General features: G+C 48.2%; 27 protein-coding genes. 3 read left to right on the top strand and 24 right to left on the bottom strand.

Going from position 1 to position 26,095, the window contains the following annotated elements; all coding sequences use genetic code 11:
- Position 1: 1 nt before the first annotated feature.
- Positions 2–1,255 (bottom strand): serine hydroxymethyltransferase, encoded by a 1,254-nt coding sequence (gene glyA / locus KNO96_RS07175; RefSeq protein ID WP_214703164.1) that lies wholly within the window; start codon positions 1,253–1,255, stop codon positions 2–4.
- Between the two features lie 131 nt (positions 1,256–1,386).
- On the opposite strand from glyA, the gene KNO96_RS07170 reads away from it, so the two are divergent.
- A complete protein-coding gene (locus KNO96_RS07170) occupies positions 1,387–2,172 on the top strand; it encodes an alpha/beta hydrolase (protein WP_026825078.1) in 786 nt (261 codons plus the stop codon).
- Between the two features lie 48 nt (positions 2,173–2,220).
- On the opposite strand, the gene KNO96_RS07165 is transcribed toward KNO96_RS07170, so the two are convergent.
- The 10 genes from KNO96_RS07165 to rho form a co-directional block, all read right to left on the bottom strand.
- Entirely contained in the window at positions 2,221–2,754 is a 534-nt protein-coding gene (locus KNO96_RS07165) for a TIGR01440 family protein (RefSeq protein ID WP_214703163.1), read from the bottom strand.
- Positions 2,755–2,759: 5 nt separating this feature from the next.
- Complete coding sequence (gene rpiB / locus KNO96_RS07160) at positions 2,760–3,200, bottom strand: ribose 5-phosphate isomerase B (protein WP_026825076.1); 441 nt, start codon at positions 3,198–3,200, stop codon at positions 2,760–2,762.
- A 4-nt stretch (positions 3,201–3,204) separates the two neighbouring features.
- Positions 3,205–3,705, bottom strand: a complete 501-nt coding sequence (locus KNO96_RS07155) for a low molecular weight protein arginine phosphatase (protein WP_034770840.1) — start codon at positions 3,703–3,705, stop codon at positions 3,205–3,207.
- A 21-nt stretch (positions 3,706–3,726) separates the two neighbouring features.
- Positions 3,727–4,737, bottom strand: a complete 1,011-nt coding sequence (locus KNO96_RS07150; RefSeq protein ID WP_214703162.1) for an L-threonylcarbamoyladenylate synthase — start codon at positions 4,735–4,737, stop codon at positions 3,727–3,729.
- Positions 4,718–5,575, bottom strand: coding sequence for a peptide chain release factor N(5)-glutamine methyltransferase (gene prmC / locus KNO96_RS07145; RefSeq protein WP_214703505.1), 858 nt, complete (start codon positions 5,573–5,575; stop codon positions 4,718–4,720). The genes KNO96_RS07150 and prmC overlap by 20 nt, the downstream gene beginning before the upstream one ends.
- Complete coding sequence (gene prfA / locus KNO96_RS07140; RefSeq protein ID WP_026825074.1) at positions 5,575–6,645, bottom strand: peptide chain release factor 1; 1,071 nt, start codon at positions 6,643–6,645, stop codon at positions 5,575–5,577. Before prfA ends, prmC begins: the two co-directional genes overlap by 1 nt.
- Before the next feature lie 82 nt (positions 6,646–6,727).
- Positions 6,728–7,339 (bottom strand): thymidine kinase, encoded by a 612-nt coding sequence (locus KNO96_RS07135; RefSeq protein ID WP_026825073.1) that lies wholly within the window; start codon positions 7,337–7,339, stop codon positions 6,728–6,730.
- A 106-nt stretch (positions 7,340–7,445) separates the two neighbouring features.
- Positions 7,446–8,669 (bottom strand): cation:proton antiporter, encoded by a 1,224-nt coding sequence (locus KNO96_RS07130; protein WP_034770839.1) that lies wholly within the window; start codon positions 8,667–8,669, stop codon positions 7,446–7,448.
- 99 nt (positions 8,670–8,768) lie between these two features.
- Complete coding sequence (locus KNO96_RS07125) at positions 8,769–9,011, bottom strand: type B 50S ribosomal protein L31 (RefSeq protein ID WP_214703161.1); 243 nt, start codon at positions 9,009–9,011, stop codon at positions 8,769–8,771.
- Between the two features lie 82 nt (positions 9,012–9,093).
- Positions 9,094–10,431, bottom strand: a complete 1,338-nt coding sequence (gene rho, locus KNO96_RS07120; RefSeq protein ID WP_026825072.1) for a transcription termination factor Rho — start codon at positions 10,429–10,431, stop codon at positions 9,094–9,096.
- A gap of 395 nt (positions 10,432–10,826) precedes the next feature.
- On the opposite strand from rho, the gene KNO96_RS07115 reads away from it, so the two are divergent.
- The gene (locus KNO96_RS07115) at positions 10,827–11,528 is read left to right on the top strand and encodes a C40 family peptidase (RefSeq protein WP_026825071.1); all 702 of its coding nucleotides are present in this window, start codon (positions 10,827–10,829) and stop codon (positions 11,526–11,528) included.
- Between the two features lie 43 nt (positions 11,529–11,571).
- On the opposite strand, the gene KNO96_RS07110 is transcribed toward KNO96_RS07115, so the two are convergent.
- The 10 genes from KNO96_RS07110 to KNO96_RS07065 form a co-directional block, all read right to left on the bottom strand.
- Entirely contained in the window at positions 11,572–12,057 is a 486-nt protein-coding gene (locus KNO96_RS07110; protein WP_214703160.1) for a DUF421 domain-containing protein, read from the bottom strand.
- Positions 12,058–12,069: 12 nt separating this feature from the next.
- Complete coding sequence (locus KNO96_RS07105) at positions 12,070–12,840, bottom strand: ABC transporter permease (protein ID WP_214700188.1); 771 nt, start codon at positions 12,838–12,840, stop codon at positions 12,070–12,072.
- Positions 12,830–13,756: an ATP-binding cassette domain-containing protein gene (locus tag KNO96_RS07100; protein ID WP_214703159.1), complete on the bottom strand. Its 927-nt coding sequence runs from the start codon at positions 13,754–13,756 to the stop codon at positions 12,830–12,832. The genes KNO96_RS07105 and KNO96_RS07100 overlap by 11 nt, the downstream gene beginning before the upstream one ends.
- A gap of 87 nt (positions 13,757–13,843) precedes the next feature.
- Entirely contained in the window at positions 13,844–14,815 is a 972-nt protein-coding gene (gene glpX, locus KNO96_RS07095; RefSeq protein WP_026825067.1) for a class II fructose-bisphosphatase, read from the bottom strand.
- Between the two features lie 14 nt (positions 14,816–14,829).
- Positions 14,830–16,086 carry a UDP-N-acetylglucosamine 1-carboxyvinyltransferase gene (gene murA, locus KNO96_RS07090; protein WP_026825066.1) on the bottom strand — a complete coding sequence of 419 codons (1,257 nt, stop codon included), beginning with the start codon at positions 16,084–16,086 and terminating at the stop codon, positions 14,830–14,832.
- A gap of 27 nt (positions 16,087–16,113) precedes the next feature.
- Complete coding sequence (fsa, locus tag KNO96_RS07085) at positions 16,114–16,764, bottom strand: fructose-6-phosphate aldolase (RefSeq protein ID WP_214703158.1); 651 nt, start codon at positions 16,762–16,764, stop codon at positions 16,114–16,116.
- Between the two features lie 151 nt (positions 16,765–16,915).
- Positions 16,916–17,770, bottom strand: coding sequence for a class II fructose-1,6-bisphosphate aldolase (fba, locus tag KNO96_RS07080; protein ID WP_026825064.1), 855 nt, complete (start codon positions 17,768–17,770; stop codon positions 16,916–16,918).
- A 161-nt stretch (positions 17,771–17,931) separates the two neighbouring features.
- Positions 17,932–18,291: a response regulator gene (locus tag KNO96_RS07075; RefSeq protein ID WP_026825063.1), complete on the bottom strand. Its 360-nt coding sequence runs from the start codon at positions 18,289–18,291 to the stop codon at positions 17,932–17,934.
- Positions 18,292–18,382: 91 nt separating this feature from the next.
- On the bottom strand, positions 18,383–18,742 hold the full coding sequence (locus KNO96_RS07070) for a YxeA family protein (RefSeq protein ID WP_214703157.1): 360 nt from the start codon (positions 18,740–18,742) through the stop codon (positions 18,383–18,385).
- Positions 18,743–18,871: 129 nt separating this feature from the next.
- Complete coding sequence (locus KNO96_RS07065; protein WP_214703156.1) at positions 18,872–20,530, bottom strand: glycerol-3-phosphate dehydrogenase/oxidase; 1,659 nt, start codon at positions 20,528–20,530, stop codon at positions 18,872–18,874.
- 266 nt (positions 20,531–20,796) lie between these two features.
- Here KNO96_RS07065 and KNO96_RS07060 point away from each other — a divergent pair, with 266 nt between their 5' ends.
- On the top strand, positions 20,797–21,912 hold the full coding sequence (locus tag KNO96_RS07060; protein WP_214703155.1) for an NADH-dependent flavin oxidoreductase: 1,116 nt from the start codon (positions 20,797–20,799) through the stop codon (positions 21,910–21,912).
- A 38-nt stretch (positions 21,913–21,950) separates the two neighbouring features.
- Here the strand turns inward: KNO96_RS07060 and KNO96_RS07055 are convergent, their stop codons facing one another.
- The 3 genes from KNO96_RS07055 to KNO96_RS07045 all read right to left on the bottom strand — a co-directional run bounded on the left by KNO96_RS07055 (position 21,951) and on the right by KNO96_RS07045 (position 26,019).
- Positions 21,951–23,282, bottom strand: coding sequence for a polysaccharide deacetylase family protein (locus KNO96_RS07055; RefSeq protein ID WP_214703154.1), 1,332 nt, complete (start codon positions 23,280–23,282; stop codon positions 21,951–21,953).
- A 160-nt stretch (positions 23,283–23,442) separates the two neighbouring features.
- On the bottom strand, positions 23,443–24,285 hold the full coding sequence (locus KNO96_RS07050) for a TVP38/TMEM64 family protein (RefSeq protein ID WP_026825058.1): 843 nt from the start codon (positions 24,283–24,285) through the stop codon (positions 23,443–23,445).
- 138 nt (positions 24,286–24,423) lie between these two features.
- Positions 24,424–26,019, bottom strand: a complete 1,596-nt coding sequence (locus tag KNO96_RS07045; protein WP_214703153.1) for a CTP synthase — start codon at positions 26,017–26,019, stop codon at positions 24,424–24,426.
- Positions 26,020–26,095: the final 76 nt, after the last annotated feature.

Genomic DNA, 26,095 nt, shown 5'->3' with positions numbered 1-26,095 from the left:
CTCAGCCTCGTTCAGGATAGAGTGGGAACTTCGCAGTTAACGTTCGCACGTCTTGAAGTGCTTCTGCGAGTACCGACTCGTCTTCATGATGTTTGAGCACACGACCAATTAAGCGTGCCACTTCTTTCATATCCTCTTGTTTGAAACCGCGTGTCGTCATCGCCGCCGTTCCAAGACGAACACCGCTTGTGACGAATGGTGATGCCGGGTCGAACGGAATCGTGTTTTTATTAACCGTGATCCCCGCTGCATCAAGTGCGTGCTCCGCTGCTTTTCCCGTGATGTCGATGCCGCGAAGGTCGACGAGTAAGAGATGGTTGTCCGTTCCGCCCGATACGATTCGGAGTCCCTCTTCTTCAAGACCTGCCGCAAGGGCTTGCGCATTGGCGATGACTTGACGCTGGTAATCCTTGAATTCCGGTTGGAGTGCTTCACCGAATGCGACCGCTTTCGCTGCGATGACGTGCATGAGGGGTCCGCCTTGAATACCTGGGAAGATTGACTTGTCGATTGCTTTGGCGAACTCTTCTTTACAAAGAATCATCCCGCCCCGTGGTCCACGAAGCGTCTTGTGTGTCGTCGTCGTGACGAAATGCGCATGCTCGACTGGGTTCGGGTGCAGACCCGCCGCCACGAGCCCGGCGATGTGGGCCATATCGACCATGAGGTACGCATCCACACTATTCGCGATCTCGCGGAACTTCGCAAAATCGATTGTGCGTGGATAAGCCGAAGCCCCTGCCACAATCAATTTTGGCTTGTGTTCTTTCGCGAGCGCCGCGACAACGTCATAGTCAATGTGTTCTGTCTCTTTGTCTACACCGTATTCGACGAAGTTGTATTGGATACCCGAGAAGTTGACCGGGCTACCGTGCGTCAAATGACCGCCATGAGAAAGGTTCATCCCGAGCACCGTGTCTCCTGCTTCAAGCACCGTAAAATAAACCGCCATATTCGCTTGCGCACCAGAGTGTGGTTGTACGTTCGCATGTTCTGCACCGAACAATGCTTTCGCACGGTCGCGCGCCAAGTTTTCCGCAACGTCGACAAATTCACAGCCGCCATAGTAACGGCGTCCCGGATATCCTTCGGCATATTTGTTCGTCAATACGCCTCCTTGCGCTTCCATGACCGCTTCTGAAACAAAGTTTTCTGAGGCGATGAGTTCGATGTTGTCGCGTTGACGACCGAGCTCGTGTTGCATTGCCTCAAACAATTCCGCATCCTGCACTTTTAACTTCGTCGTGTTTACCATGTGAAGACCCCCTCTAAATGTCTAAAAATCAACATCCCCATCGTACCATATGCTTGTTTTTTTGGGTATCGCTATAATCTGACGGAAAGTTGGGTATCATTAGAAAGAATGCAACTGTGAGGAGGTCACTTATGATTGAGACAAAAGAAATGACGATTACACCGTTCGAACGTAAACGAACAGTCCGAATTTACACGCCTGCTGACTATGAGACATCGGAAAAACAGTATCCGGTCCTCTACATGCATGACGGACAGAACTGCTTTAATGACGAGGACGCGAGCTACAAGATGAGCTGGCGCGTAAGTGAATATCTGAACGACTCGAAGCGCGACTTAATTGTCGTTGCGATTGATAGTGCGCCAGGCGAACAACGACTTGATGAGTATGGACCATGGGAAAATCCCTTCATCGGGGAAAGTTTGCTCGGACGAGACATCGTACTCGGAGGGCAAGGTTCAGCCTATATCGAATACATCGCTCAGGAATTGAAACCTCAAATCGATGCCGACTATCGGACCATCCCGGAAGAAACGGCGATGATGGGCAGTTCGATGGGTGGGCTTATCTCCGTGTACGCAGCGTGTGTATATCCAGACATCTTCAAGCGGGTCGCTTCCCTGTCGTCCGCGTTTTGGTTCAACCAAACGGAGCTGGAACAATTGATTGAAGCGAGCGACGTGAAGGGCGTCGAGCGTCTTTACTTAGACGTCGGCGCCAAAGAAGTTGAGGAACCGATGGAGAACGGTCCGACGAACGAGATGTATCGCGAATCGAGCGAACGCGTGTATAACTTGTTAAAGGACAAGGTCGAACACATCCGTTTCGAAGTGATTGAAGAAGGCGTCCATAACGAACTTGCCTGGCGCGAGCGCTTCCCGATGGTCGTGTCGTATTTATTCGGTGAAGAATTATAATCACAAAAAAGCATCGCATCCGGTCGAAAAAACCGAATGCGATGCTTTTCATTTGTTTGGATATTGAGCCCGTGGCCCACCAATCAGTTTCGGTCTCGTAATCGCGAACGTGACGTACGCCTCCCCGAGATGCTTCGATGATAGTCGGACCGGAATGGCGACCGGCTTCAAATGCATCCCAATCAATGTCGAGCCGATATCAATTCCAGCATCTGCTTGAATCGATTCGACGACACACGGCTCATCGAAGATTGCATAAGCTTTCTCTGACATCGCTCCGCCGGCCGCGCGGACCGGGACGACTGTCACTTCAGTGAGGCCGAACTGTTTAAGTGTCCGGCGCTCAACGGTGAGGGCACGATTGATGTGCTCGCACCCTTGAAACGCCAGATGGACACCCGTCTTTTCTCTAAATTCAAGGAAGGCTTCCATCAACTCACTTGCGACGTCGATGGACCCCGCCTTGCCGATCTTTTTGCCAAGGACTTCACTTGTGGAGCATCCGATGACGAGAATACGCTCATCATGTAACGGAAACCGTCCGTTTAGCTCCGTTAATAATCCGAGAAGTTCCGTCTTCATCAGGCTCACTTCGATTCGTAAGCGCTCATCTTGCCGACACGATTTGAATGGCGACCACCTTCAAAGTTCGTATCGAGCCACGTCGTCACCAAGTCGAGTGCAAGACCAGGTCCGATGACACGCTCGCCCATCGTCATGATGTTCGAGTCGTTATGCTGACGTGTCGCTTTCGCGCTGAATGAATCATGGACGAGTGCCGCACGAATCCCTTTGACTTTGTTCGCCGCAATCCCGATTCCGATTCCCGTACCACAAATCAAAATTCCACGATCGAACTCACCAGCCGCGACAGCTTCAGCGACCGGGATGGCTACGTCTGGGTAGTCAATCGATTCAGCTGAGTGGGTCCCGAAATCTTTATACTCATGTCCAAGCTCTTCAAGCAAGGCTACAATTTCTTTTTTTAAGTTGAATCCGCCGTGATCGGCGCCAATTGCAATTTTCATTCGTTCATTCCCCCGTCTTCTTTGGTAGGCGTCTCGGTGGTTTCGTCACCTTTGACCCATCATTCGTTAATTTTAACACAAGTCGATTCACGAGTGGCTCAAGTTCATTTCGCACTTGGCGATAGACATTCATCGAGCCGCCGAACGGGTCGTTGATGTCTCGTTCAAGTCCTGTTACGAATTCATAGAGAGTGTACGTCCGCTCCCCTAAATCCGGGTATGTATCCCGGATTTGTTCACGGTGTGCACGCGTCATCGTCAAGATGATGTCCGCCCAGTTTCCTAACACCTCATCAAACGTTTGCGTGACATGATCGAGTTCAATCCCACGTTCTCTGAGAACTTGCAGTGCATTTTCAGAAGCATCGAATCCTTGCATCGTCCGTAGACCGGCAGAACGAATATCAAATTCATCTCCTGTCATTTTCGAACGGAGCAAGGCCATCGCCATCGGGCTTCGGCACGTGTTGCCACTACATATGAATAATACGCGTTTCATTGACATCGCGTGTCCTCCTCTATGTCTTTAGGCATCTTTCGTCGGTTGCACGACCTTCCCTCCGGACGCTTTGTATAAGCGGTTATAGACGGCTAACGCGACCCCGACCGGTTCAATCTTGTTCACATAAATCTCTTCGACATCTGTCTCATCAAATCGACGAAGGGCATCGTATAAACGTTGCGCCGCCACTTCCATCGAGGTACCGAGAGAAAAGGTAACTTCTGCCAATGTCGGCTCTTCATCAAATACGAGTGCACCGATACGCCGCCCCACTCGCTGACGCTCTTCGATGACACGCTCTAAATCTTCACGTGTGCCATCGACCAAAAAGACGGGCGCTGTCGGGGCATAATGCGTATATTTCATTCCCGGTGACTTTGGTGCGGCTTCTTCGTCACTTAAGTTGGCATCTAAAGCGACCGATCCAATGACGGCTTCGATTTCTTCTCGCGTCACACCACCAGGTCGTAAAATCGTCACCATGTCACCCGTACAATCGATGACGGTTGACTCGACACCGATTCCAGTTGAACCCCCATCAACAATCCCTGCGATTCGCCCGGCCAAATCATCAGCCACATGTTGAGCGGTGGTCGGCGAGGGGCGCCCAGAACGATTCGCACTTGGAGCCGCAAGTCCTAAACCCGACTCACGAATCAATTCAAGTGCTGCCGAATGGTTCGGCATCCGTAATCCGATGGAATCGAGGCCCGCGGTCACGAGCGAAGAGGCTCGGCCGTTTGAAGGCAAGATGATTGTCAAAGCGCCTGGCCAAAACACATCCATTAAGCGTTTGGCAACGGGAGGGATCGAATCGACGAACATTTTCGCTTGTTCGATTGAAGCAATATGGACGATGAGTGGGTTATCCGACGGACGACCTTTCGCCTCAAAAATCTTGCGAATCGCCATATCATTCATGGCGTCCCCCGCGAGACCATAAACGGTTTCTGTCGGCATGGCGATGATTTCACCCGCTTGAAGAAGACGTACCCCCTCTTCAACCTCATTCGATTTAATCCATTTCGTTTCCATACGCAATCCCTTCCCTTACGGCATAGACGATACGGTCCTTACCGTTTATATCTTTTAAAATACCCGTTTCTGCTTCAGGATAACGTTCAGACAACAATGATTTCACATCTTGTCCTTGGTTATACCCGATTTCAAACGCAATCAATTGCCAATCGGCACGTAAGACGCGCACTGATTCCGAAATGAGTTGACGATACATATCAAGTCCGTCCGCGCCTCCAAAGAGGGCTAGATGCGGCTCGTAGGCGACAACGGTCTCATCTAACAGCACTTCCGCTTCGATATAAGGCGGATTCGAGACGAGAATACGAATTGACCGATCGGCGATTGGAGCGAGCCCGTCTCCTTCATAAAAACGAACATTCGCACCGAGCGCTTCCGCATTTCGTTTCGCGACCACTATCGCTTCCGGAGAAATATCGACCGTGTGTACCCGGATACCGAGTTCTAAACTAAGCGTGATCGCAATCGCTCCACTCCCCGTCCCGACATCCACGATTTCATCGTCCGTTACGTGACGAATTTGACCGAGCACCCAGTCAATCAATTCTTCTGTTTCCGGTCTCGGAATCAAGACGTCGCGATTCACTTCGAAAGAACGCCCGTAAAATGGCGCTCGTCCAATCACATGTTGCACCGGTTCCCCGGTCAACATACGCTCAACGCCTTCCTCAAATCGTGTCGCCTCATCTTCCGACAGTTCATCCGACAAGCGGACGAGGAGACCAGTCCGATCAACGCGAAGCACGTGCATGAGCCACCACTCGGCAGCCGCGCGGTCGCGCCCGGCTTCTGAAAGCCGTTTTTCTGTCTGTTTGAGTAGCGCGGCGACACGCATCATTCTGCATCCTCCATGAGACGTGCCTGTTCATCCATGATGAGTGCGTCGATGATGTCTTCTAGTTCACCCGCTAACACACGGTCTAACTTTTGGAGCGTTAAACCGATGCGATGGTCTGTGACACGACTTTGCGGGAAGTTATATGTGCGAATCCGCTCTGAGCGGTCACCTGTCCCGACAGCGGATTTCCGCTGTGCCGACAGTTCTTCCATATGCTCGCTCTGCATCTTGTCATACAGGCGTGCCCGAAGGACCTTCATCGCCTTGTCTTTATTTTTATGTTGCGACTTCTCATCCTGACAAGACACGACGAGGCCTGATGGGATGTGTGTCAAACGAACGGCAGACTGTGTCGTGTTGACTGACTGTCCACCTGGACCGGACGAGGTGAACGTATCGACACGCACATCTTTCATATCGATATGGACCTCGACATCTTCCGCTTCAGGTAAGACAGCGACCGTTGCCGTAGACGTATGGATTCGTCCACCCGATTCCGTAGACGGGACCCGTTGCACACGATGTGCCCCATTCTCAAACTTAAGTTTTGAGTAGGCACCAGCCCCATTGATCATGAACGTGACTTCTTTAAATCCGCCGAGTTCGGTATAGTTTGCATCGATCAATTCAACTTTCCAATTTTGACGTTCAGCGAATCGTGTGTACATCTTATAAAGATCTCCTGCGAAAAGGGCCGCTTCGTCTCCACCTGCCGCACCTCGGACTTCGACGATAACGTTTTTGTCATCGTTCGGGTCTTTTGGAAGTAACAAAATCCGTAACTTCGCTTCTAACTCTTTTACTTCCGGTTCTAAAAGCTGCATCTCTTCTTTTGCAAGTTCACGCATCTCGGCATCGAGCGTCCGGTCTTCGAGCATCGACTTCGCTTCCTTGAAGGCCTCACTCTTACCCTTATACTGCCGATACATCTGTACCGTCTCTTCTAACTGTGCTTGCTCTTTCGAATATTGTCTCAACTTTGTCGAATCACTGAGCACCTCAGGGTCGGCGAGCATCTCATTCAATTGCATATAACGATCTTCTAATACACTTAAACGGTCAAACATGATGATCCGTCCTTTCTCCGTCAAATCAAACTCTATCTATTATAGCAAAAAAACGGACCGCCGAGGGCGGTCCGTCGATTCATCAGTCTACCACCGTATGGCGGACCGGACGTGGTTTATTCGGCACATCATGACAATGACGGCACCTCGGCTCATACGATTCTGAAGCTCCGACTAAGATGACCGGATCTTCATAACGAGCCGGTTTCCCGTCAATCAAACGCTGTGTCCGCGAAGCAGGTGCCCCGCAAGACAGGCAGATCGCCTGCAGTTTCGTCACAAACTCGGCACGGGACAACAGTTCAGGCATCATCGTGAACGGTTCACCACGAAAGTCCATATCGAGCCCTGCACAAATAACGCGTTTGTCCTCGTTCGCGAGCTGTTCGATGACATCAACGATGCCTTCATCAAAGAATTGCACCTCATCAATCGCGATGACTTGTGTTTCTTCACGTACGGCATCGTATAAGTCCTGGCTCGATGCGACAGGTACTGCCACGACCGAGTTGCCCATGTGTGAGACGACGTTCTCTTCATGATACCGGTCGTCGATTGCTGGTTTGAACACTTGGACCGGAATCTTTCCATAGTGAGCGCGGCGGACACGGCGAATCAATTCCTCCGACTTCCCTGAAAACATACTCCCACAAATCACTTCAATCCAACCATATCGGTTCGTCACATGCATCATTATTCTTCGCCCTCTCCATCGATAATCGCTTTCCGATTATACCTATCTTTCGAGTTGAGGAAAAGGGTTGACTTCTCTCAATTCCCATTAGCCGTGGACAAGTCCTTTATTCGTCGGCATTCGCTTCTTTTTGCTCATCAATTAATTTCAATTTGCGTGCGAGCGGTCGAATCGTGAGACCGTGCAACGTTACGGAAATGAAGACGAGTCCGAGGGTGAGCGGTAACATTTGCTTCGCATCTTCAATCCCAAGATGCGCGACCTCTTCGGCAAAGAATCCAGCAACCGTCATCGCCACGATACCACGTGGTGCAATCCAACCGATAAACCCTCGTTCCGCAAGCGGTAAGCCCCCACCGATCGTGGAAAAATAAATTGCTACCGGACGTACTAAGAAAAGGATGCCGGCAATCGTCAATAGAAGTGGCCATTGGAAAATATTCAATAGTTCCTCTCGGGACAGCGATGCCGTCAATAAAATGAATACAGATGAGATGAGCAAGATCGAAATATCTTCTTTAAATGATTGCAGTTCTTCAATAATTTCTTCATCCCGATGCTTCGTGTTGGCCATCGTCATCCCCATTGCCGTCACGGCAAGAAGCCCGACTTCGTGCATCATAAGCTCACTCAGTGAGAATAAGACGAGGACGGCCGTCAATGTGACCGAGGCACGAAGGTAACGCGGCACTTTTTCAGCGACAAACCACCCCATCAAGAGATGACCAAACAAGTAACCGAGTCCAATCCCTACGATACAAGCACCTGCAAAGAGGAGTTGCATCCATAAATCCATTCCTTCATATACGATGTAGCCAAGTCGTACGACGAAGAGACCAAGTAGCGCACCGACAGGATCCACGATAATTCCTTCCCACTTCAGAATCGCACCGACCCGATCTTTCAAATGCGCTTGGCGCAATAACGGAATAACGACGGTCGGTCCCGTCACGACGAAGAGCGCACCCATCGTCCACGCGACCACCCAATGCAACCCACCGACATATTGGATGAGTAGCGACGACCCGACAAACGACAAGGCAACCCCGACTGTAACGATTCGCACAATCGACCGACGGAACTGATTGATTTCGCTGAAATGAAGCCCGAGACTTCCTTCAAATAAGATAATGGCAACCGCAAACGATATGATAGGACTATATAGATCCCCTAATAATTCACGTGGGTCGAACAGGCCAAGAATCGGACCTGCCAATACTCCGGCGAGTGTCATAATGATGATTGCTGGGATTTGATAGCGCCATGCCAACCATTGTGACATGATACCGACTCCGATTAACAAGCTGATACTGATGAGTATAAATTCCATAAAGGCCCCCTCATGACATTCTTTCGTCTCTTTACCCGCGTTATTGTAACAAAAAACCGCCAAGGGCAATCCCTAGGCGGTGAGCATACAACTTTACGATTAACGTTGGTATTTCTTGTTGAAGCGCTCGATACGACCATCTGCAGATGCGAATTTCTGGCGACCTGTGTAGAACGGGTGCGAATCAGAAGATACATCGACACGGATGAGTGGGTACTCGTTTCCATTTTCCATCGTGATTGTCTCGTTAGAGTAACGAGTTGAACCAGTGATGAATTTGAATTCTGTCGTCGAGTCCATGAATACGACTTTACGGTATTCTGGGTGGATTCCTTGTTTCATTGCTTTTCAACTCCTTCGGCCCTAAGTATTCTTTCAACCTAGAGAAAGTTCACTAGAATATAATATCACCCAACTATAGGATTTACAAGTCTGATTTCGTTTTTTTCACTGGTCGTCTTTTTTTCTTATCTGCCTCAAGCGCAGCGAAAAAATCGAGGTTCGTTTTTGTCTCACGAACGCGACGTAAGAACTGTTCAACGAAGTCTGGAGACTCGTTCATCGTGCGACGAATCGTCCATAGTGAATCAAGTTCGTCCTTCCCAAGCAACAACTCTTCTTTCCGTGTACCCGATCGACGAATATCAATCGCCGGGAAGATGCGACGTTCAGCTAGTTTCCGGTCTAGATGAAGTTCCATGTTCCCAGTCCCTTTGAATTCTTCATAGATGACGTCATCCATTCGTGAACCGGTCTCAACGAGTGCCGTGGCAAGAATCGTCAAACTTCCTCCATCTTCGATATTTCGAGCTGCGCCGAAGAATTTTTTCGGTTTATGGAAAGCCGCCGGATCAATCCCCCCAGATAGTGTCCGCCCACTCGGCGGGACAGAAAGGTTATACGCACGAGTGAGACGAGTGATGGAGTCGAGTAAAATGACCACGTTTTTCTTATGTTCAACGAGACGCATCGCCCGTTCAAGTACGAGTTCCGAGATTCGTGCATGGTTTTCCGGTGTCTCATCAAATGTCGAGAACGCTACGTCCGCACCCGGTACCGACCGTTGGATGTCAGTCACTTCCTCTGGTCGTTCATCAATCAAGAGAATAATCAGTTCGACGTTCGGATGGTTCGTCGTGATTGAATTCGCAATTTCCTTTAAGAGTGAGGTTTTACCGGCTTTTGGTGGCGCCACAATCAAACCACGTTGTCCGAACCCAACTGGTGCAATCATATCCATGACGCGAACGGAAAGATGCTTCGGTTCCGTCTCGAGCGCCATTTGCTGTTCAGGATAAATCGGTGTCAGCGCCGGGAAATAATCACGCGAACGTGTCGAGTCCGTCGACTCACCATTGACCGCTTCTACACTCAACAACCCTTGAAAGCGTTCATTCTCTTTCGGCTTACGGACTTTCCCCGTGACAAGATCTCCGTTTCGAAGATTAAAGCGACGGATTTGTGAGGCGGCGATGTAAATGTCTTCGGAAGATTGGGAGTAATTGATTGGTCGGAGGAATCCGAAACCGCCGTCATTTTGGGACTGTGGGTTCGGTGGTATGATTTCTAAAATACCTTCGAGGAAATACAAATCTTTTGATTCTGCCTGTGACTTCAAGATACGAAACGTGAGTTCACGTTTCCGTGCTTCTCGAAAATTTGGTACTTTCACTTCTTTGGCGATCTCATATAGTTCTTTTAACGTCTTCGTTTCTAGTTCACGAAGCGTATAATTCTTTGCCGGTTCTGTCTGTTGACTCATTCAAGTCACCTATCTTTCTACATTTCATTACAAGAAGTATTCGAGTTTATGCAAACTTTTCATTTATGTTCTGCCATCATCTAACCATATTTTGTCCGTGCCGTCACTGTGCAAAAATCACCTTTTGTTCAACCGTTTCCCTCTTGTACAAATCCTTACACAGTAAATGATAGTTTTGTAACAAAATAAGTGCTATATCCACATATTGTTTCATTTCCATTACAAGAAAACGCTTTTTTGACTTGTGATTGAAAAATGCTATCGGTCTTGCGCATGATATAGTTTATTTGCACAGGAAACCGGGTATATCTCGCAACTTGTGCTCTACCTAATAATATTACTCGATTCTGTCATATAGCCACATATTGATTTTAAAAAACGGAGGGATTTATACAATGTTAAAGCGTATTGCATCTATCGTCGTCGCTGCCACTGTTGCTTTCTCGGGTCTCATGTTCTCAACAGGAGAACAAGCAGAAGCCGCTACAGGAACTTTTGCCTACTCGAAAGTTAACGGTTTGAACATCCGTACTGCCCCGTCACTTACGTCATCGAAAGTTGTTGCGAAAATGGATAAAGGTCAACGCTATACATACCTTGGTAAATCCGGTTCGTTCTATAAAATCAATTATAAAGGCAAACATCGTTATATCTCAGCCTCTTCAAAATATTCTTACTTGAAACCTAGAACATCGACATCAACTTCAAAAACGGTTTCAACATCATCATCTAGCAAACGTTCAAAACTCGTCGCTGAGTCAAAAAAATATTTAGGTAAACCTTACCGTTACGGTGGAACATCAACTTCTGGATTTGACTGCTCTGGTTACACAGGATATGTTTACAAAAAAGCAATCGGGAAAACACTTCCACGTTCTTCACGTCAGCAATACTCAAGCGCGAAGAAAATTTCGAAGTCATCGATTCAAGCAGGAGATCTCGTCTTCTTCTCTCATTCAGGCGGTACGATCCATCACGTTGGAATGGCTCTTAGCAAAACAAAAATGATCAACTCAGAAACAGGTGGCGTCAAGTACGCGAGCTTCACTTCTGGATATTGGGCACCGCGTTACGTTGGCGCTGGATCATATCTCTAATACAACAGTAACACGACTCGGTTCATCGGAACCGAGTCGTTTTTTATATTTTCACATGTTCCATCAAATATTGCGAATCTTTCAGCACTGAGAACGTCCCATCCGTCTCTAATACGACCGCTTCGACTTGATCAACAGGAGTCCCACTTGCACGAATCGCCTGAACGACTTCCATTTCTAATATTCGCTCCCTTTTTAAATACTCGTGTAGATAGTCCCCTCTATAGAACAGTAAAGTCGGCTCTGATTTAATCATTTTGTTCACTGTTGAATAACGCTTCGACAATTTCGCCAATATATATTGTAAGGCGACCAGTGTGCCAAACGCGGTCAACCCAGCGATTAAAGAAGTTTGTTGACTCGTCAAGGTCGTCGCTAAGATTGATCCTAATGCAACCGTCACGATAAAATCGAACGCATTCATTTTTGCCAACGTTCTTTTTCCGGAAACACGCAACATCAGAATGATTGAGATATACGCCCCAACCCCAGTCAAAACAATACGGATGATTGTCGATAGCTGTTCCATCTAACTCCTCCCTTATTTTTGTTTCAGCGCCCCTCTCGCATTTGTTGCTGCAAAGACAATCATGAGTACACTCATCGTGCCAGCGACCGCAAGTCCTGCTGACAAGGCACCCCAATCAATCTCAGGTTGAGTCAGAACCGCCCGCATCCCTTCGAAAATATACGTCGTTGGATTGAATGTGGCGGCCACTTTCAGCCATTCCGCTTCAATCAACTCTTTCGGAACGAACGTGGTCGATAAGAAGATGAGTGGGAAGAACAAAAGTGTACCGGCCTGTGCTGCTTGCGCATTCCTCGTCTTCAGTGCAACACCGACAGAATACCCGGCGAACCCAAGTCCAAACCCAATGGCGAGTAGTACCGTGAAAAAGAATCCAACTGCCCCGACAGGAATCGTGAGACCAAGTAGAAAAGCGACAGCAAAGATAAGTAATGTTTGGACGAACAGTTGCAACATGCCAGCAATCATTGGTCCGAGCACGATGGCCGTCCGAGTCGCAGGCGTTAACAGTAGCCTTGCGAAATAACCGCTTTCGATATCACGAACGAGCGCTTGCCCCGTCCCGCCTGCCCCACCGACTGCACCCGAAACAATCGATACCGGCAAGATGAAGTTCAAATAATCACTTCCCTCGAATTGTGGAAGAGAGGCCACACTCGATAAACCACTCGTATAGACGAGTAAAAAAAATACAGAAATAATCAAGTTCGGAATAAATGAAAACGGATTTCGAATCGTCGTCAATAAACTCCGCTTTGTGAATAACCATGTCTCAGTCCACATGAATCTCGCCCCCTTCATACGACTCTCCCGTTACCTTTAAAAAGACGTCATCGAGCGACGGTTGTTTCACGGTCAGACGTTCAGGTTGAAGTCGCTGTTCATCTAACGCACGAACAATCTCAGTCAACGTGACGTCGCGCAACTCGAAAGACACATGTGCCCCATCCGCAGTTGTATCAAATAACGTCGCAGCTGCTGCTGCATCCGATTCGCTTGAAAAGTCCATTGCGATTGTCTCATCACCGACAAGTTGCTTCAACTCATCAGCCGTCCCTTCACTGACGATTTGACCGTGATTGATGATGGCGATTCGGTCAGCCAATTCATCGGCTTCCTCTAAGTACTGAGTCGTTAAAAATATTGTCGTTCCAAACTCTTGGTTCAATCGTCTTACTTCGTTCCATATCTCGATTCGACTTGCCGGGTCGAGACCTGTCGTCGGTTCATCTAAAAACAACACCGTCGGTCGATGAACGAGCGTGAGTGCCAAATCGAGACGTCGCCGCATCCCTCCGGAATACGTACCACTTCGTCGATCTGCGGCATCCGTCAAAGACACGACTTTTAACAACTCATCTGCACGACGTCGTGCCTCTTCATTCGACATATTGAATAAACGACCTTGTAAGACGAGCAGTTCACGCCCGGTCAACACTTTGTCAATGCCTGTCTCCTGTAAAGCGACTCCTATGGAAAGTCGAACATCTTTTTCTTGTTTGACGATATCAAATCCATTGACCCGAGCAGATCCTGACGTTGGACGAACAAGCGTCGTCAACATCTGCACCATCGTCGACTTTCCGGCACCGTTCGGCCCTAAGAACGCAAAGATTTCTCCTTCGTTTACAGAAAATGAAACATGATCTACTGCGGGAACATCTTTATATGTTTTCACGAGCCCTTCTACTTCAATCACCACACCCACCTCCTCACTATCCATTCCCGTTTTTAGATGTTTCATCACAAAAAAAGCCGCGGACGTTTGCACGTCCACGACTTCGCGTTATTCTGGCTTCATGACCATTTTTGGTTTTTTCTTGAGAGAGTGGTTCCCTTCAACAAAACGCACCGTACCAGACTTCGCACGCATAACAACTGAATGTGTCTGTCCACCTTGTGATGTGAATTGTACCCCACGCAACAATTCACCGTCCGTGACACCAGTCGCCGCAAAGATACAATCTTCACCTTTCACTAAATCATTTAGGAGTAGGATTCGATCCGTGTCTTCGATGCCCATGTCATGACAACGCTGTTTTTGAGCTTCGTCTTCTGGAAGCAAACGTCCTTGGAAGTCTCCTCCTAAACATTTCATCGCGACCGCTGCAATGACGCCTTCCGGTGCCCCACCTGAACCAAGTAACAAGTCGACACCTGTTTTCGCGAAAGCCGTATTGATGGCTGCGGCGACATCCCCGTCTGGAATCAGTTTAATTCGCGCCCCAGTCGTCCGAACGCGTTGGATGATTTCTTCGTGTCGATCCCGATGCAAAATCGTCACGACGACATCTTCCACGTTTTTCTTCTTCGCTTTTGCCACAATCTCAATATTTTCTTCAATCGAGTTGTCGAGGCTGACGAGACCTGCAGCTTCCGGTCCAACCGCGATTTTATCCATATACATGTCCGGTGCATGAAGTAGATCTCCCGCATCCGCAACCGCGAGGACTGCGAGCGCCCCCCACGTCCCTGTGGAGACGATGTTCGTGCCTTCTAAAGGATCGACTGCGACATCAAGACGCGAACCATAACCATTCCCGACCTTTTCTCCGATATAGAGCATCGGCGCTTCGTCCATTTCACCTTCCCCGATGACGACAATCCCCTTCATCGGAATCGTATCAAAGACATCTCGCATGGCTGTTGTCGCTGCATCATCTGCCTCGACCTTCAAACCTCGTCCCATCCAACGGGCTGAAGCAAGTGCCGCTGCTTCTGTCACCCGAACCAGTTCCATCGATAAACTTCTTTCCACCCGAAATCTCCCCTTTATGCCTCAGTGTGTTCTTCTAGCCAAACGAGCGCACCGAGTTGTTTTAATTTGCCGACGAAGTCGACATATGAATCATTTAATCGTTCTGCATGCAGTAATGTGGATTCTCCTGATGCTTGAAGTGCCGATAAGACAAGTGCCGCAGCACTCCTTGCGTCTGTACACTCCATCTCTGCGTTCGCAAGTTGGTTTCCCCCACGAATCACAGCCGACGCGTCTTCAAGTGTGATTTGTGCATTCATTCGACGCATCTCCGCAATATGTCGGAAGCGCTGGGCATACAATTTATCTGTGACAATGCTCGTGCCGTCCGCTTTCAACAAAGCCGCTGACATGATTGGCTGCAAATCACTCGGATACCCCGCATAATGAAACACACGAATATCCGTCGGCACAAATTCATTGGCGGTAACGGTGATTGACTCCTCACCGACTTCCACATTTGCACCAAAATCCAATAGTTTTTGTATGACACCCTCAAGATGTGTTGGAATGATTGATTGTACGGTCACACTACCAGATACGGCACCGAACATCATGAATGTTCCTGCCTCGAGGCGATCTGGAATCAATGTATGTGTACATCCGTGTAGCCGTTCAACCCCTTTGATGCGAATCTCATCTGTCCCTGCTCCGCTCACATGTGCCCCCATCGATGTCAACATCGTCGCTAAATCAACGACTTCAGGGTCACAGGCTGCATTTTCAATGACCGTTGTCCCTTTCGCTAAGACCGCAGCAAGCATCGCGCTTACAGTTGCCCCAAATGACCGTAAATCCAAATAAATTCGATTCCCGACGAGTTCCTCGACTCGGACATGATACAAACCAGATTCATTCTCAACGTGTATTCCGAGCCGTTCTAGTGCTTTCACATGCAAATCAATCGGTCGTGGACCAATCGCGTATCCTCCAGGTAGCCCAACTGCTCCTTTTCCGAAACGAGCGGCGAAGACACCAAGTAAATAGACAGCGGCACGAACTTTCCTCGTCTCGGAACCGAGAAGGGGCATCGCAACCGCTTCATTCGAATGAATGGTCACCTGCTCGCCATCGCGCTCCACTCGAACTCCTAGCTCTGTCAACAGATTGACCATCACTTCTACATCTTCAATCATCGGGACGTTTTCAATCGTCACCGACTCTTCCGTGAGAAGTGCAGCCACAAGGCAAGGAAGAGCGCTCTGTTTCGCTCCGCTAATCTCGACGGTTCCTTCTAGTTTTTGCTGCCCAACGATATGGAGAATTTCCACGCTGATCAAAACCTTTCTACGACGGACTTATTTGGCTTGAGCGTTGTTCCAATCCGCTAAGAACTGCTCAATACCTTTGTCTGTGAGCGGATGATTCATCATCTGTTCGATGATTTTGTATGGTACTGTCGCAATGTCAGCCCCAAGGAGTGCGGCTTTCGTCACGTGAATCGGGTGACGTACAGATGCCGCGATAATCTCTGTCTCGATGCCATGAATCGCAAAGATGTTCGCAATCGTCTCGACTAAATCGAGTCCATCCTGTCCGATATCATCTAATCGTCCGATGAATGGAGAAACATACGAAGCTCCGGCACGCGCTGCGAGTAACGCCTGATTCGCATTAAAGATGAGCGTGACGTTCGTTTTGATCCCGAGCTCTTTGAACTGTTTCACTGCTTCCATTCCCGCTGAAGTCATCGGTACTTTTACTGTAATATTCGGCGCAATAGCGGCAAGTTCCTTTCCTTCTTCCACCATACCCGATGCATCGAGTGCAATAACTTCAGCGCTGACCGAGAGATCCCCGACGATCTCACAGATTTCACGAAGTCTTGTATGGAAATCGACACCTTCTTTGGCAACGAGCGATGGATTCGTCGTCACGCCTCCGATGACGCCCATCTGATGGGCCTTTTTAATGTCTTCCACATTCGCTGTGTCAATAAAAAAACGCATATGTGTGTCCTCCTCAAGTTGTGATCGCTTACAATCTCTATTATGAGGAAAGACTTGGCGAATTACTACACCCTTTGTTAGATTCGGAACGAGACGACAGAGAGAATATAAAAAGTCGGTCCTCATAGAGAACCGACTTGATCAAACAGGATTATGCTTGGTTGCTTGAACCAAACTCACGCATCTTACCAGTAACGACGTTGTAGATCGCTTCAATACCAGGTCCGATGATTTTACGTGGGTCATATACTTTTGCATCAGCAGCAACTTTCTCACGTACGGCACGAGTCCACTCTTGTTGGCACTCTGTGTTAACGTTAATCTTGCTGTGTCCGAGCTCGATTGCTTTTTTGATTTGGTGCTCAGGAATTCCTGATCCACCGTGAAGAACGAGTGGAGTTTGAGTCGCTTCTGCGATTTCTTCCATCTCTTTGAAGCCGAGGTTTGGCTCGCCTGCGTATTCTCCGTGTACAGAACCGAGTGCTGCAGCAAGTGCATCCACTTTCGCTTCTTTGACGACACGTACGCACTCATCAAGATCAGCGTATTGTACACCACCGACTACGCCATCTTCTTCGCCGCCAACTGTACCGACTTCTGCCTCAACAGAAGCACCTTTAGCGTGCGCGTACTCGACAACTTGCTTCGTCATTTCGACGTTTTCGTCGATCGGATGGTGTGAACCGTCGATCATGACTGATGTGAAGCCAGCGTCGATCGCTGCTTTACACTTATCGAATGAAGAACCGTGGTCAAGGTGGATTGCAACTGGAACAGTGATGCTGTAGTCGTGCATGAGACCTTCAACCATTTTGACAACTGTAGTGAAGCCACCCATGTATTTCGCTGCACCTTCTGATACACCGAGGATTACTGGTGATTTCTCGTCTTCCGCAGCGCGAAGAATCGCTTGCGTCCACTCGAGGTTGTTAATGTTGAATTGGCCGACTGCATACTTGCCTTCGAATGCTTTGTTAAGCATTTCTGTCATTGATACTAATGGCATAATGACATCCTCCTGTCTGTTCGCTATTATACACGTTTAGGGAAAGTACCCCCGTGCAATTCGTTCCCATTATAACACACCGTAAAACATGTGCCTATGCTATTCGGGCATAGAAATGACTCAGCGCAAGCGTTTACATATGTCATCTTCGTGACGAAATGTCAGATTTTCAAGACTTCCTTCACTTTTTCAATCATCCCGTATATATCAAACGGTTTTTCGAACTGCGCGATTATTCCAAGTCGACGTACTTCTTCAATCACCGCTTCTTCTCCAAACGCCGTCATAATCATTACAGGCGTTTCCAACTTCTCTTCGCGCATTCGTCGCAACACTTCATGCCCAAGCATTCGAGGCATGTTCATATCAAGCAAGACTAGGTCGTATCGTTCCCGCTCTAAAAATTCCCATGCGCTGATGCCGTCTTGTGCCGAGTCCACATCTACACCCATGTTTGTGAACACTTGTGCGAGCATCGTACGAATACCATCCTGGTCATCCGCAATCAACATCCGTGACATGCATGTCCCTTCTTTCATTCATCGTTTTCCATAATCAAACAATTTAACCATACCAAACTCATCTTTTTTTCGCGATGCCTATCTTTTGAAATCAAGGGAACGCTGGTTCGGAACTGTCCACTTCCTGTTCTTCTTTCAATTGCTCAGGCACATCTAACTGATTGACCCGCTCATAATCGGTCACTTCCGCATCTTCTTCTTTCACAAACACTTTCAGATAGTCACCTTCCGCGAGTAGTGAAGAGCTTGTAATGGCTAACGGTCGCTTTTTCCCATCCACATCGTATCCAATCAGGTCATAGCGATAACCATCAGAGACTTTTGTCGCCACTTCAGCATTAGGTACTTTGACATAATAAACGTCCGCCAGTAGACGATTCGGGTCGACATAGCGCCAACCAATCACTAATAAAACGCCGATCAACAATACGGCGATGAGATTTCGCTTCATAAAAAAATTCTCCTTCGATATAAGAATCACTACTTATGTAGGTATACCGTTATTCCGAAGTCATGAAACCATTCCACAAAAAGAGGTTCATCCTGTTTAGAATGAACCTCTCGGGCGCTACGTTAAACTTTAGGATTCGACTGTCACCGGAACGACTGCGATTTCAATCTCCTTCTCGACCTCTTCACGTTCCTCTTTCAAGCGTTCGTCTGACCATTTGAAGACGTCAGCCATGCATCGAAGCACACCGTCTTTATACTGACGGACAAAGTCGATATCAAAGAACATCGCCCCAGTCCGGCGAATCAAGAAATCGATGGCCCGAACGACCGACTCTTCTTCAACCCCGTAGACTAACTGCGCGTAGACAATTTCCGGAAGATCATACGCATTGGAGTCCATCCGTTCAATAACGCGGTCAATATTCGAACCGTATAGACGAACGAGTTCTTCCGCGTGAGTCGCGTCTAAGCCATGATTTTGAAGTTCCTTTGTTTTCTTCTCGAGGAAATCGTTGAAGCCTTTCGACCCGCCGACATGACCACCTGACATTGGCATATGCTTCGTCCGACTCGCCAAATAGACGACACCGTCCTCTTCTTTCAATAATTTAGCGACGAGGTCGACGACCGTTTCTGACATCTTCCGATACCCTGTCAATTTACCGCCGGCAATCGTGATTAAGCCACTGTCTGACTGCCAAATTTCATCTTTACGTGAAATTTCAGAAGGGTCTTTTCCTTCCTCATAAATCAACGGACGAATACCTGCCCAGCTCGACTCTACATCATCCGCCGTGACATTGACGTCAGGGAACATATAGTGAATGGCTTCTAAAATATAATCACGGTCTTCCGTCGTCATGCGTGGATGCGCTTTGTTTTTATCGAAGAACGTATCTGTTGTTCCGACGTATGCTTTATTTCCGCGCGGAATCGCGAAGACCATCCGCCCGTCTGGTGTATCGAAATAAATCGCTTGTTTGAGCGGGAATTTCGATTGATCGATGACCAAGTGAATCCCTTTTGTGAGGCGAAGTTGTTTCCCTTTCTTCGAGTTATCCTCTTCTCGTAATTCATCGACCCACGGGCCCGTCGCATTGATGACTTTCTTCGCATATACGTCATACGTCGACCCGTCAATCTGGTCCTCGACGTGTACACCGGCCACTTTACCGTTCTCATAGATCAATCCAGTTACTTTTGCATAGTTCATAAGAAGCGCACCGTGATTCGCCGCTTCTTTTGCCACTTCAATTGTCATTCGAGCATCATCCGTCCGATACTCTACGTAATAGCCGCCTCCGACCAAATCATCTTTTTTCACGAGTGGTGCTTTTTTGATGACCTCATCTGGCTTAAGCATCATGCGACGCTCTGCACGCTTCACTCCTGCGAGGAAGTCATACACCATAAGTCCAATTGCTGTCGAGAACGGACCGAACGTGCCTCCCTTGTGCATCGGTAAGAGCATTTGCTCCGGTGTCGTGACGTGTGGGCCGTTCTCATATACGATGGCCCGTTCTTTCCCGACTTCTGCGACAAGCGCCACTTCAAATTGTTTCAAATAGCGGAGTCCCCCATGAACAAGTTTCGTCGAACGACTTGACGTCCCCGCCGCAAAGTCTTGCATTTCGAGCACAGCCGTCTTCATCCCACGTGACGATGCATCAAGCGCAATCCCAGCACCTGTGATGCCGCCTCCGACAACAAGAACATCATGACGCTCATTTGTCAGTTGCTCATATCGTTTTGATCGTTCTTTCGCTGAGAAATTTTTGATTTCCATCTTATTCCCTCCTATAGTAAATACGGCTCATTGAGATGACTAGAAAAAGAGACCACAACAAAAACAAGGCTTCCCCCTTCTGTTATGGTCTCTCTATTGTCTCGAACCGAATATCAACTTTTCTCCTGTATTATACCCTATTCTTTTCAGTTCAATCATCTCTTGCGCTTAATCAATCTGTAATGTGTTGATTCACAAGCATCCGACTCGCATTTTTTAGTTGAGAAGCTTAGACTTCAAGGTACCATGTTGAAGGAGGATTTCAGATGAAACGTATGTTACAACCTTTTCAGTTTAAAAATGGCGTCGAACTACCGAACCGCCTCGTGTTGGCTCCGATGACACATTATTCGTCAGAACCAACCGGGGAAGTTTCCGAGCACGAGCTCGCTTACTATCGGAAGCGGGCGCAAAGCGTCGGGCTTGCCATCACGGCTTGTGCTTACGTAACAGAAGACGGGAAAGGGTTCCCGAACGCATTCGGGGCCAATGACGACAAATTCATCCCAGGTCTCCGCCAATTGGCAGAAAGTTTAAAAGCAGAAGGCGCAAAAGCCATCCTTCAAATTTTCCACGCCGGGCGTATGTCACCACCTGAACTCGTCCCGAACGAACAACCTGTGAGTGCAAGTGCCGTCGCACCTGTTCGAGAAGGCGCTGTCACACCGCGCGCTCTCGAAACATCAGAAGTCGAAGCTATTATCGAGGCGTTCGGCGAAGCGACACGTCGTGCCATCGAAGCTGGGTTTGACGGAGTCGAGATTCATGGGGCGAACACATACTTGATTCAACAATTCTTCTCACCGCATTCGAATCGCCGTGAAGATCGCTTCGGTGGTGATGTTCATGGACGTTTGACGTTCCCACGCGAAGTCATTCGTCGTGTCAAAGAGGCGGCTGCAGATGCAGAGAACTTCTTAGTCGGTTATCGCTTCTCACCAGAAGAAATCGAAGAACCAGGAATCACACTTGACGACACGGATGTGTTGCTCGATATGATTTTAGAAGAAGGTGTGGATTATATTCACGCTTCTCTTTGGAACTTCAATACAGCCTCTATGCGTGACGAAAACGTCATGGAACGTTCGATTGACCGCATCGCCAAACGCATCAATGGTGCCATCCCACTCATCGGAGTCGGACAACTCCAACGTCCTGCTCAAGTCGAAGATGCACTCGACGTTGTCGATTTCGCCGCGCTCGGTCGTGAACTTATCATCGACCCTGAATGGCTCGAAAAAGTGAAGACGGACCGTGAAGATGACATCGAGACAGAACTCGACTTGGATAAACAAGCCGAACTTGCTGTCCCGGCTCCACTTTGGAATGCGATCACGACTCGTGCCGGGTGGTTCCCGATTAAAGATCAAAAAGTGAAGTAAAGAAATGAACCCGCCGTTTATCACGGTGGGTTCAATTACTATTCCAAAGTCAAGAGCTCACTCATCGTCACAAATGTGTATCCTTCACGTTTCAGCGCATCGAGAACTTTCGGCAATCCCTCGGCTGTAGACTCATGAATATCGTGCATCAGTACAACAGCATTTGGATGGACATTATCCATAATCAAGCGATACATTTGATCGGCATTACGATGACTCCAATCAAGAGAATCGACTGTCCACAACGCAAGGGTCTGCTCCCTTGTCTTAAGAATTTGCTCAATCATTTCATTTTTTGCTCCGTATGGTGGACGAACTAATGCTGAACGTCCTCCTGTCAGCCTCTCAATTCGTTCATCAACCTGTTTGAGTTCAACTTCAATTCCCTTCTCAGACAATTGTGTCAAATCCGGGTGATGTTCAGTATGGTTTGCTAGCTCATGTCCTGACAACGCTACTTGCTTCGCCACATCAGGATAGAATTCCATCTGACTCCCTAACATAAAGAACGTAGCACGCGCTTGGTATTTCTCAAGTGCCTCAAGAATGTTAGGTGTGACTACCGGATGTGGTCCATCATCGAACGTCAGAGCAACATATTTCCCATTGGGTTCAAGCGGCTTATTTGAGGGACTCATGATTGGAGAATCCTCTTCTTGTGCAGCGGACGCATTTAATTTGGATAACAAAAACGGCTCAACTTCCTTCATCGGGATATGAACTTCTACCACACCCGCCGCTCCCGCTGCCACTTCATACTCATCAAACATGACAACTAGACCAGAGGATGTCAGTATCCACTTCGTCGATTTAGGGTGTTTAATCGCTTCACGTAACTGATCTTCAAATACGTATTCTTGATTTTGCAATTGTGTGATGACGCTACTCTGAAACCATTCTAAAGCATGTTGATCATCACGTAAGACATCATCCCATTCAATGAATGTACCGTCCGAAAGGTTCAACCGAAATACGTCGACGTTAGTTTGACCATTCGCTCCACCGGTGAATGCATAAGTATGGGCGACTAGCGTGTATTCAGTCTGATTCGTTTGATATGTATCGGTCTGGATATTTAAGTGACCCTTTTGACCGTGATTAGGGGTTAAGTTGTGTTGAAACGCTTCTTTCTTTTCTAAAATGAACGCATCAAGCTCATCGTTTAGCACTTCATAATCTGTTCTTGGAAGAGAGATTGCTGTCGTATATGCTTTTGCTTGTTCACTTTCTACCGTTAAATGTAACCCGGGGTATTGTCCAGTAAAGGATGGTGTCGGAACTTTTTTAATCGTCGGGGCGGATCCGGTGATGTAATACCATGTACCCATTCCAATCAATAACATCAAAATAACTAACATGTGTCGTTTCATTCTTGCTCTCTCCTATTTAATTTCATCGATTCGATTGTAGCAAACTCATTACGAATGAAATCGTCAATATGGTGACAAATATATACAAAATCATACAAAACAGGTACGAAGTCTTTAAATAGACTTCGTACCTGTTTTCATCCATATGAAAGTCCTCACCTTATTCGTGTGTCCCGTTCGAATCCCCTTTTTTTCGTTTGCGCCAAATGAACGCGAGGATTAAGACGATCAAACTCGCCATGACGGAAGCGATGGCGATTGGACTCGAATCAGTCATAAACAATTGTCCGATGGAGACAGAGTAGGCAAGCCCGAACGATGTGACGAGTTTCGCGCCGAACGCGATGCCCGCGAAACGCGGGAACGGCACGCGGCTAAACCCGGCGGCGAGACAAATGACCTCGTCCGGTAAAATCGGAATAATGAACAAGACGAGCAAGATGCCAAGGCCATACTTCTCGACATATCGATCGTACGTCTTCAACTTCTCCTCATCGACCCAGCGGATGATTCGCTCTCGGCCGAATCGTGCCAATCCATACATGACGAAGATACCAAGCGTGGTCGCAATACTCCCAACCAGAGCGGCACGAAATGGACCGAGGGCGACACTCCCAATCGGCACACTGACCGCTTCTGGGACCGGTAAGGCGATTGGCTGTAGAAAGCTGAATGCCGCGAACACCCAAACCGCCTGACGCTCGTACTGTTCTAATAGACGATCCAGTCCATACGTATCGTATAAGACGAGTCCAAATGATACGTAATAGACGAACACGAAGATTAAAAAAAGAGAAAATGTGATTTTCCACATCTGCTTCAAGATAACGTTCGAGCCGTCGCGTATCGCTCGAAGTAGCCCGACCGAGAGCGCGAGCAAGACAACGCCCGTCCACCCTAGTTGGTACGGCAATAAGAGGGAAGGTAAGACGACGAATGGCAACAGACTGAGCGCGACAAGTCCAAATCCATATCCAAGATAAATCGAATGTCGTTCTTTCATGAGCCATCACCCTCTCCCCGTTCTACTTCTAGTGTACCCAGAAAGTGAAGGTGATGTATCCTGCCAAGGACGTCTTGCACCTCATGCTTTTGATGTAGAAAAGACCACGATTCATTTCGAATCGTGGCTTTCATTCACTTATTCTCCAAGTGATGCTTGGATGAAATCATGGAATAGACGTTGTGGGCGTTCCGGACGTGAGATGAGCTCTGGGTGGAACTGTGATGCCACGAACCACTTGTGTTCTGGAATCTCAATGATTTCCACGAGACGACCGTCTGGGCTCGTACCTGAGAACTTGAATCCTTCCGCTTCGAATGCTTCACGGTATTCGTTATTGAACTCATAACGGTGACGGTGACGTTCGTATACGAGTTCTTGGTCGTATGCCGCGTGTGCTTTCGTCCCTGTTTCAAGTTTACATGGGTACAGTCCGAGACGGAGTGTACCTCCAAGGTCTTCGATGTCTTTTTGCTCTGGAAGAAGGTCGATAATCGGATACGGTGTCGATGGGTCGATTTCAGCCGTATGTGCACCGTCCAACTTCAAGACGTTACGGGCAAACTCGACCGTCGCAAGTTGCATCCCGAGACAAATCCCGAAGAATGGAACGTTGTTTTCACGTGCGAAACGTGTCGCTTCGATTTTCCCTTCGATTCCACGCTCACCAAATCCACCTGGGACGAGGATACCGTCTGCATCACCAAGGATGTCCGAGACGTTTTCAGCCGTCACGTCCTCTGCGTTGACCCAGTCAATGTCGATATCTGCATTGAACGCATAACCCGCATGCTTGAGCGATTCTGCGACCGAGATATAGGCATCACGCAATTCGACATATTTTCCGACGAGTGCGATTTTCACTTTCTTCTCAAGATGCGTGACCGTGTGAACGAGTTCTTTCCATGCCGTCATATCCGCAGCCGGTGTGTTGAAGCCGAAGTAATCGTTGACGAGTTGGTCCATCCCTTGTTTTTGAAGGTTGAGTGGTACTTCATAAAGCGTCGATGCGTCTTGCGCCTCGATGACTGCTTCTTTACGCGTATCACAGAAGAGCGCAATTTTCTCACGCATGTCTTCCGGAATATCATGCTCCGTGCGGAGGACGATGATGTCTGGCTGAATCCCGTAGCTGCGAAGTTCTTTGACGCTATGTTGTGTCGGTTTTGTTTTCATTTCGCCTGCCGCGCGGAGGTAAGGAACGAGTGTACAGTGGACGTACATGACGTTCTCTTTTCCGATATCATTTTTCACTTGGCGAATCGCTTCGATGAACGGAAGGGATTCGATATCCCCCACTGTTCCACCGATTTCTGTGATGACGACATCGGCGTTCGTTTCGCGTCCCGCACGGAAGACACGGTCTTTGATTTCGTTCGTGATATGCGGAATGACTTGAACCGTTCCGCCGTTATAGTCTCCACGACGCTCTTTCTTCAAGACAGTCGAATAAATGCGCCCTGATGTGACGTTCGCGTTTTGCGACAAGTTGATGTCGATGAAACGCTCATAGTGTCCGAGGTCAAGGTCAGTCTCCGCGCCATCATCTGTGACGAATACTTCTCCGTGTTGATACGGGCTCATCGTACCTGGGTCGATGTTGATATATGGGTCAAACTTTTGAATCGTCACGTTGAGTCCACGATTTTTGAGTAGACGTGCGAGTGAAGCTGCCGTGATCCCTTTACCGAGCGAAGAAACTACCCCGCCTGTTACGAAAATGTACTTTGTCATGTTTCTTTCTCCTCTCTTAAATACCAACCGTCGGGAAACGAAAAAACAAAAAAAGCAAAAGTGCCCCCGTGAATGG

Origin of the sequence: Exiguobacterium sp. s89 (assembly GCF_018617735.1) — a bacterium.
In the GTDB taxonomy this organism is placed as follows: Bacteria; Bacillota; Bacilli; order Exiguobacteriales; family Exiguobacteriaceae; genus Exiguobacterium; species Exiguobacterium marinum.
The sequence above is the reverse complement of the archived record's forward strand: the minus strand, read 5'-3'. Positions and strand labels throughout refer to the sequence as shown.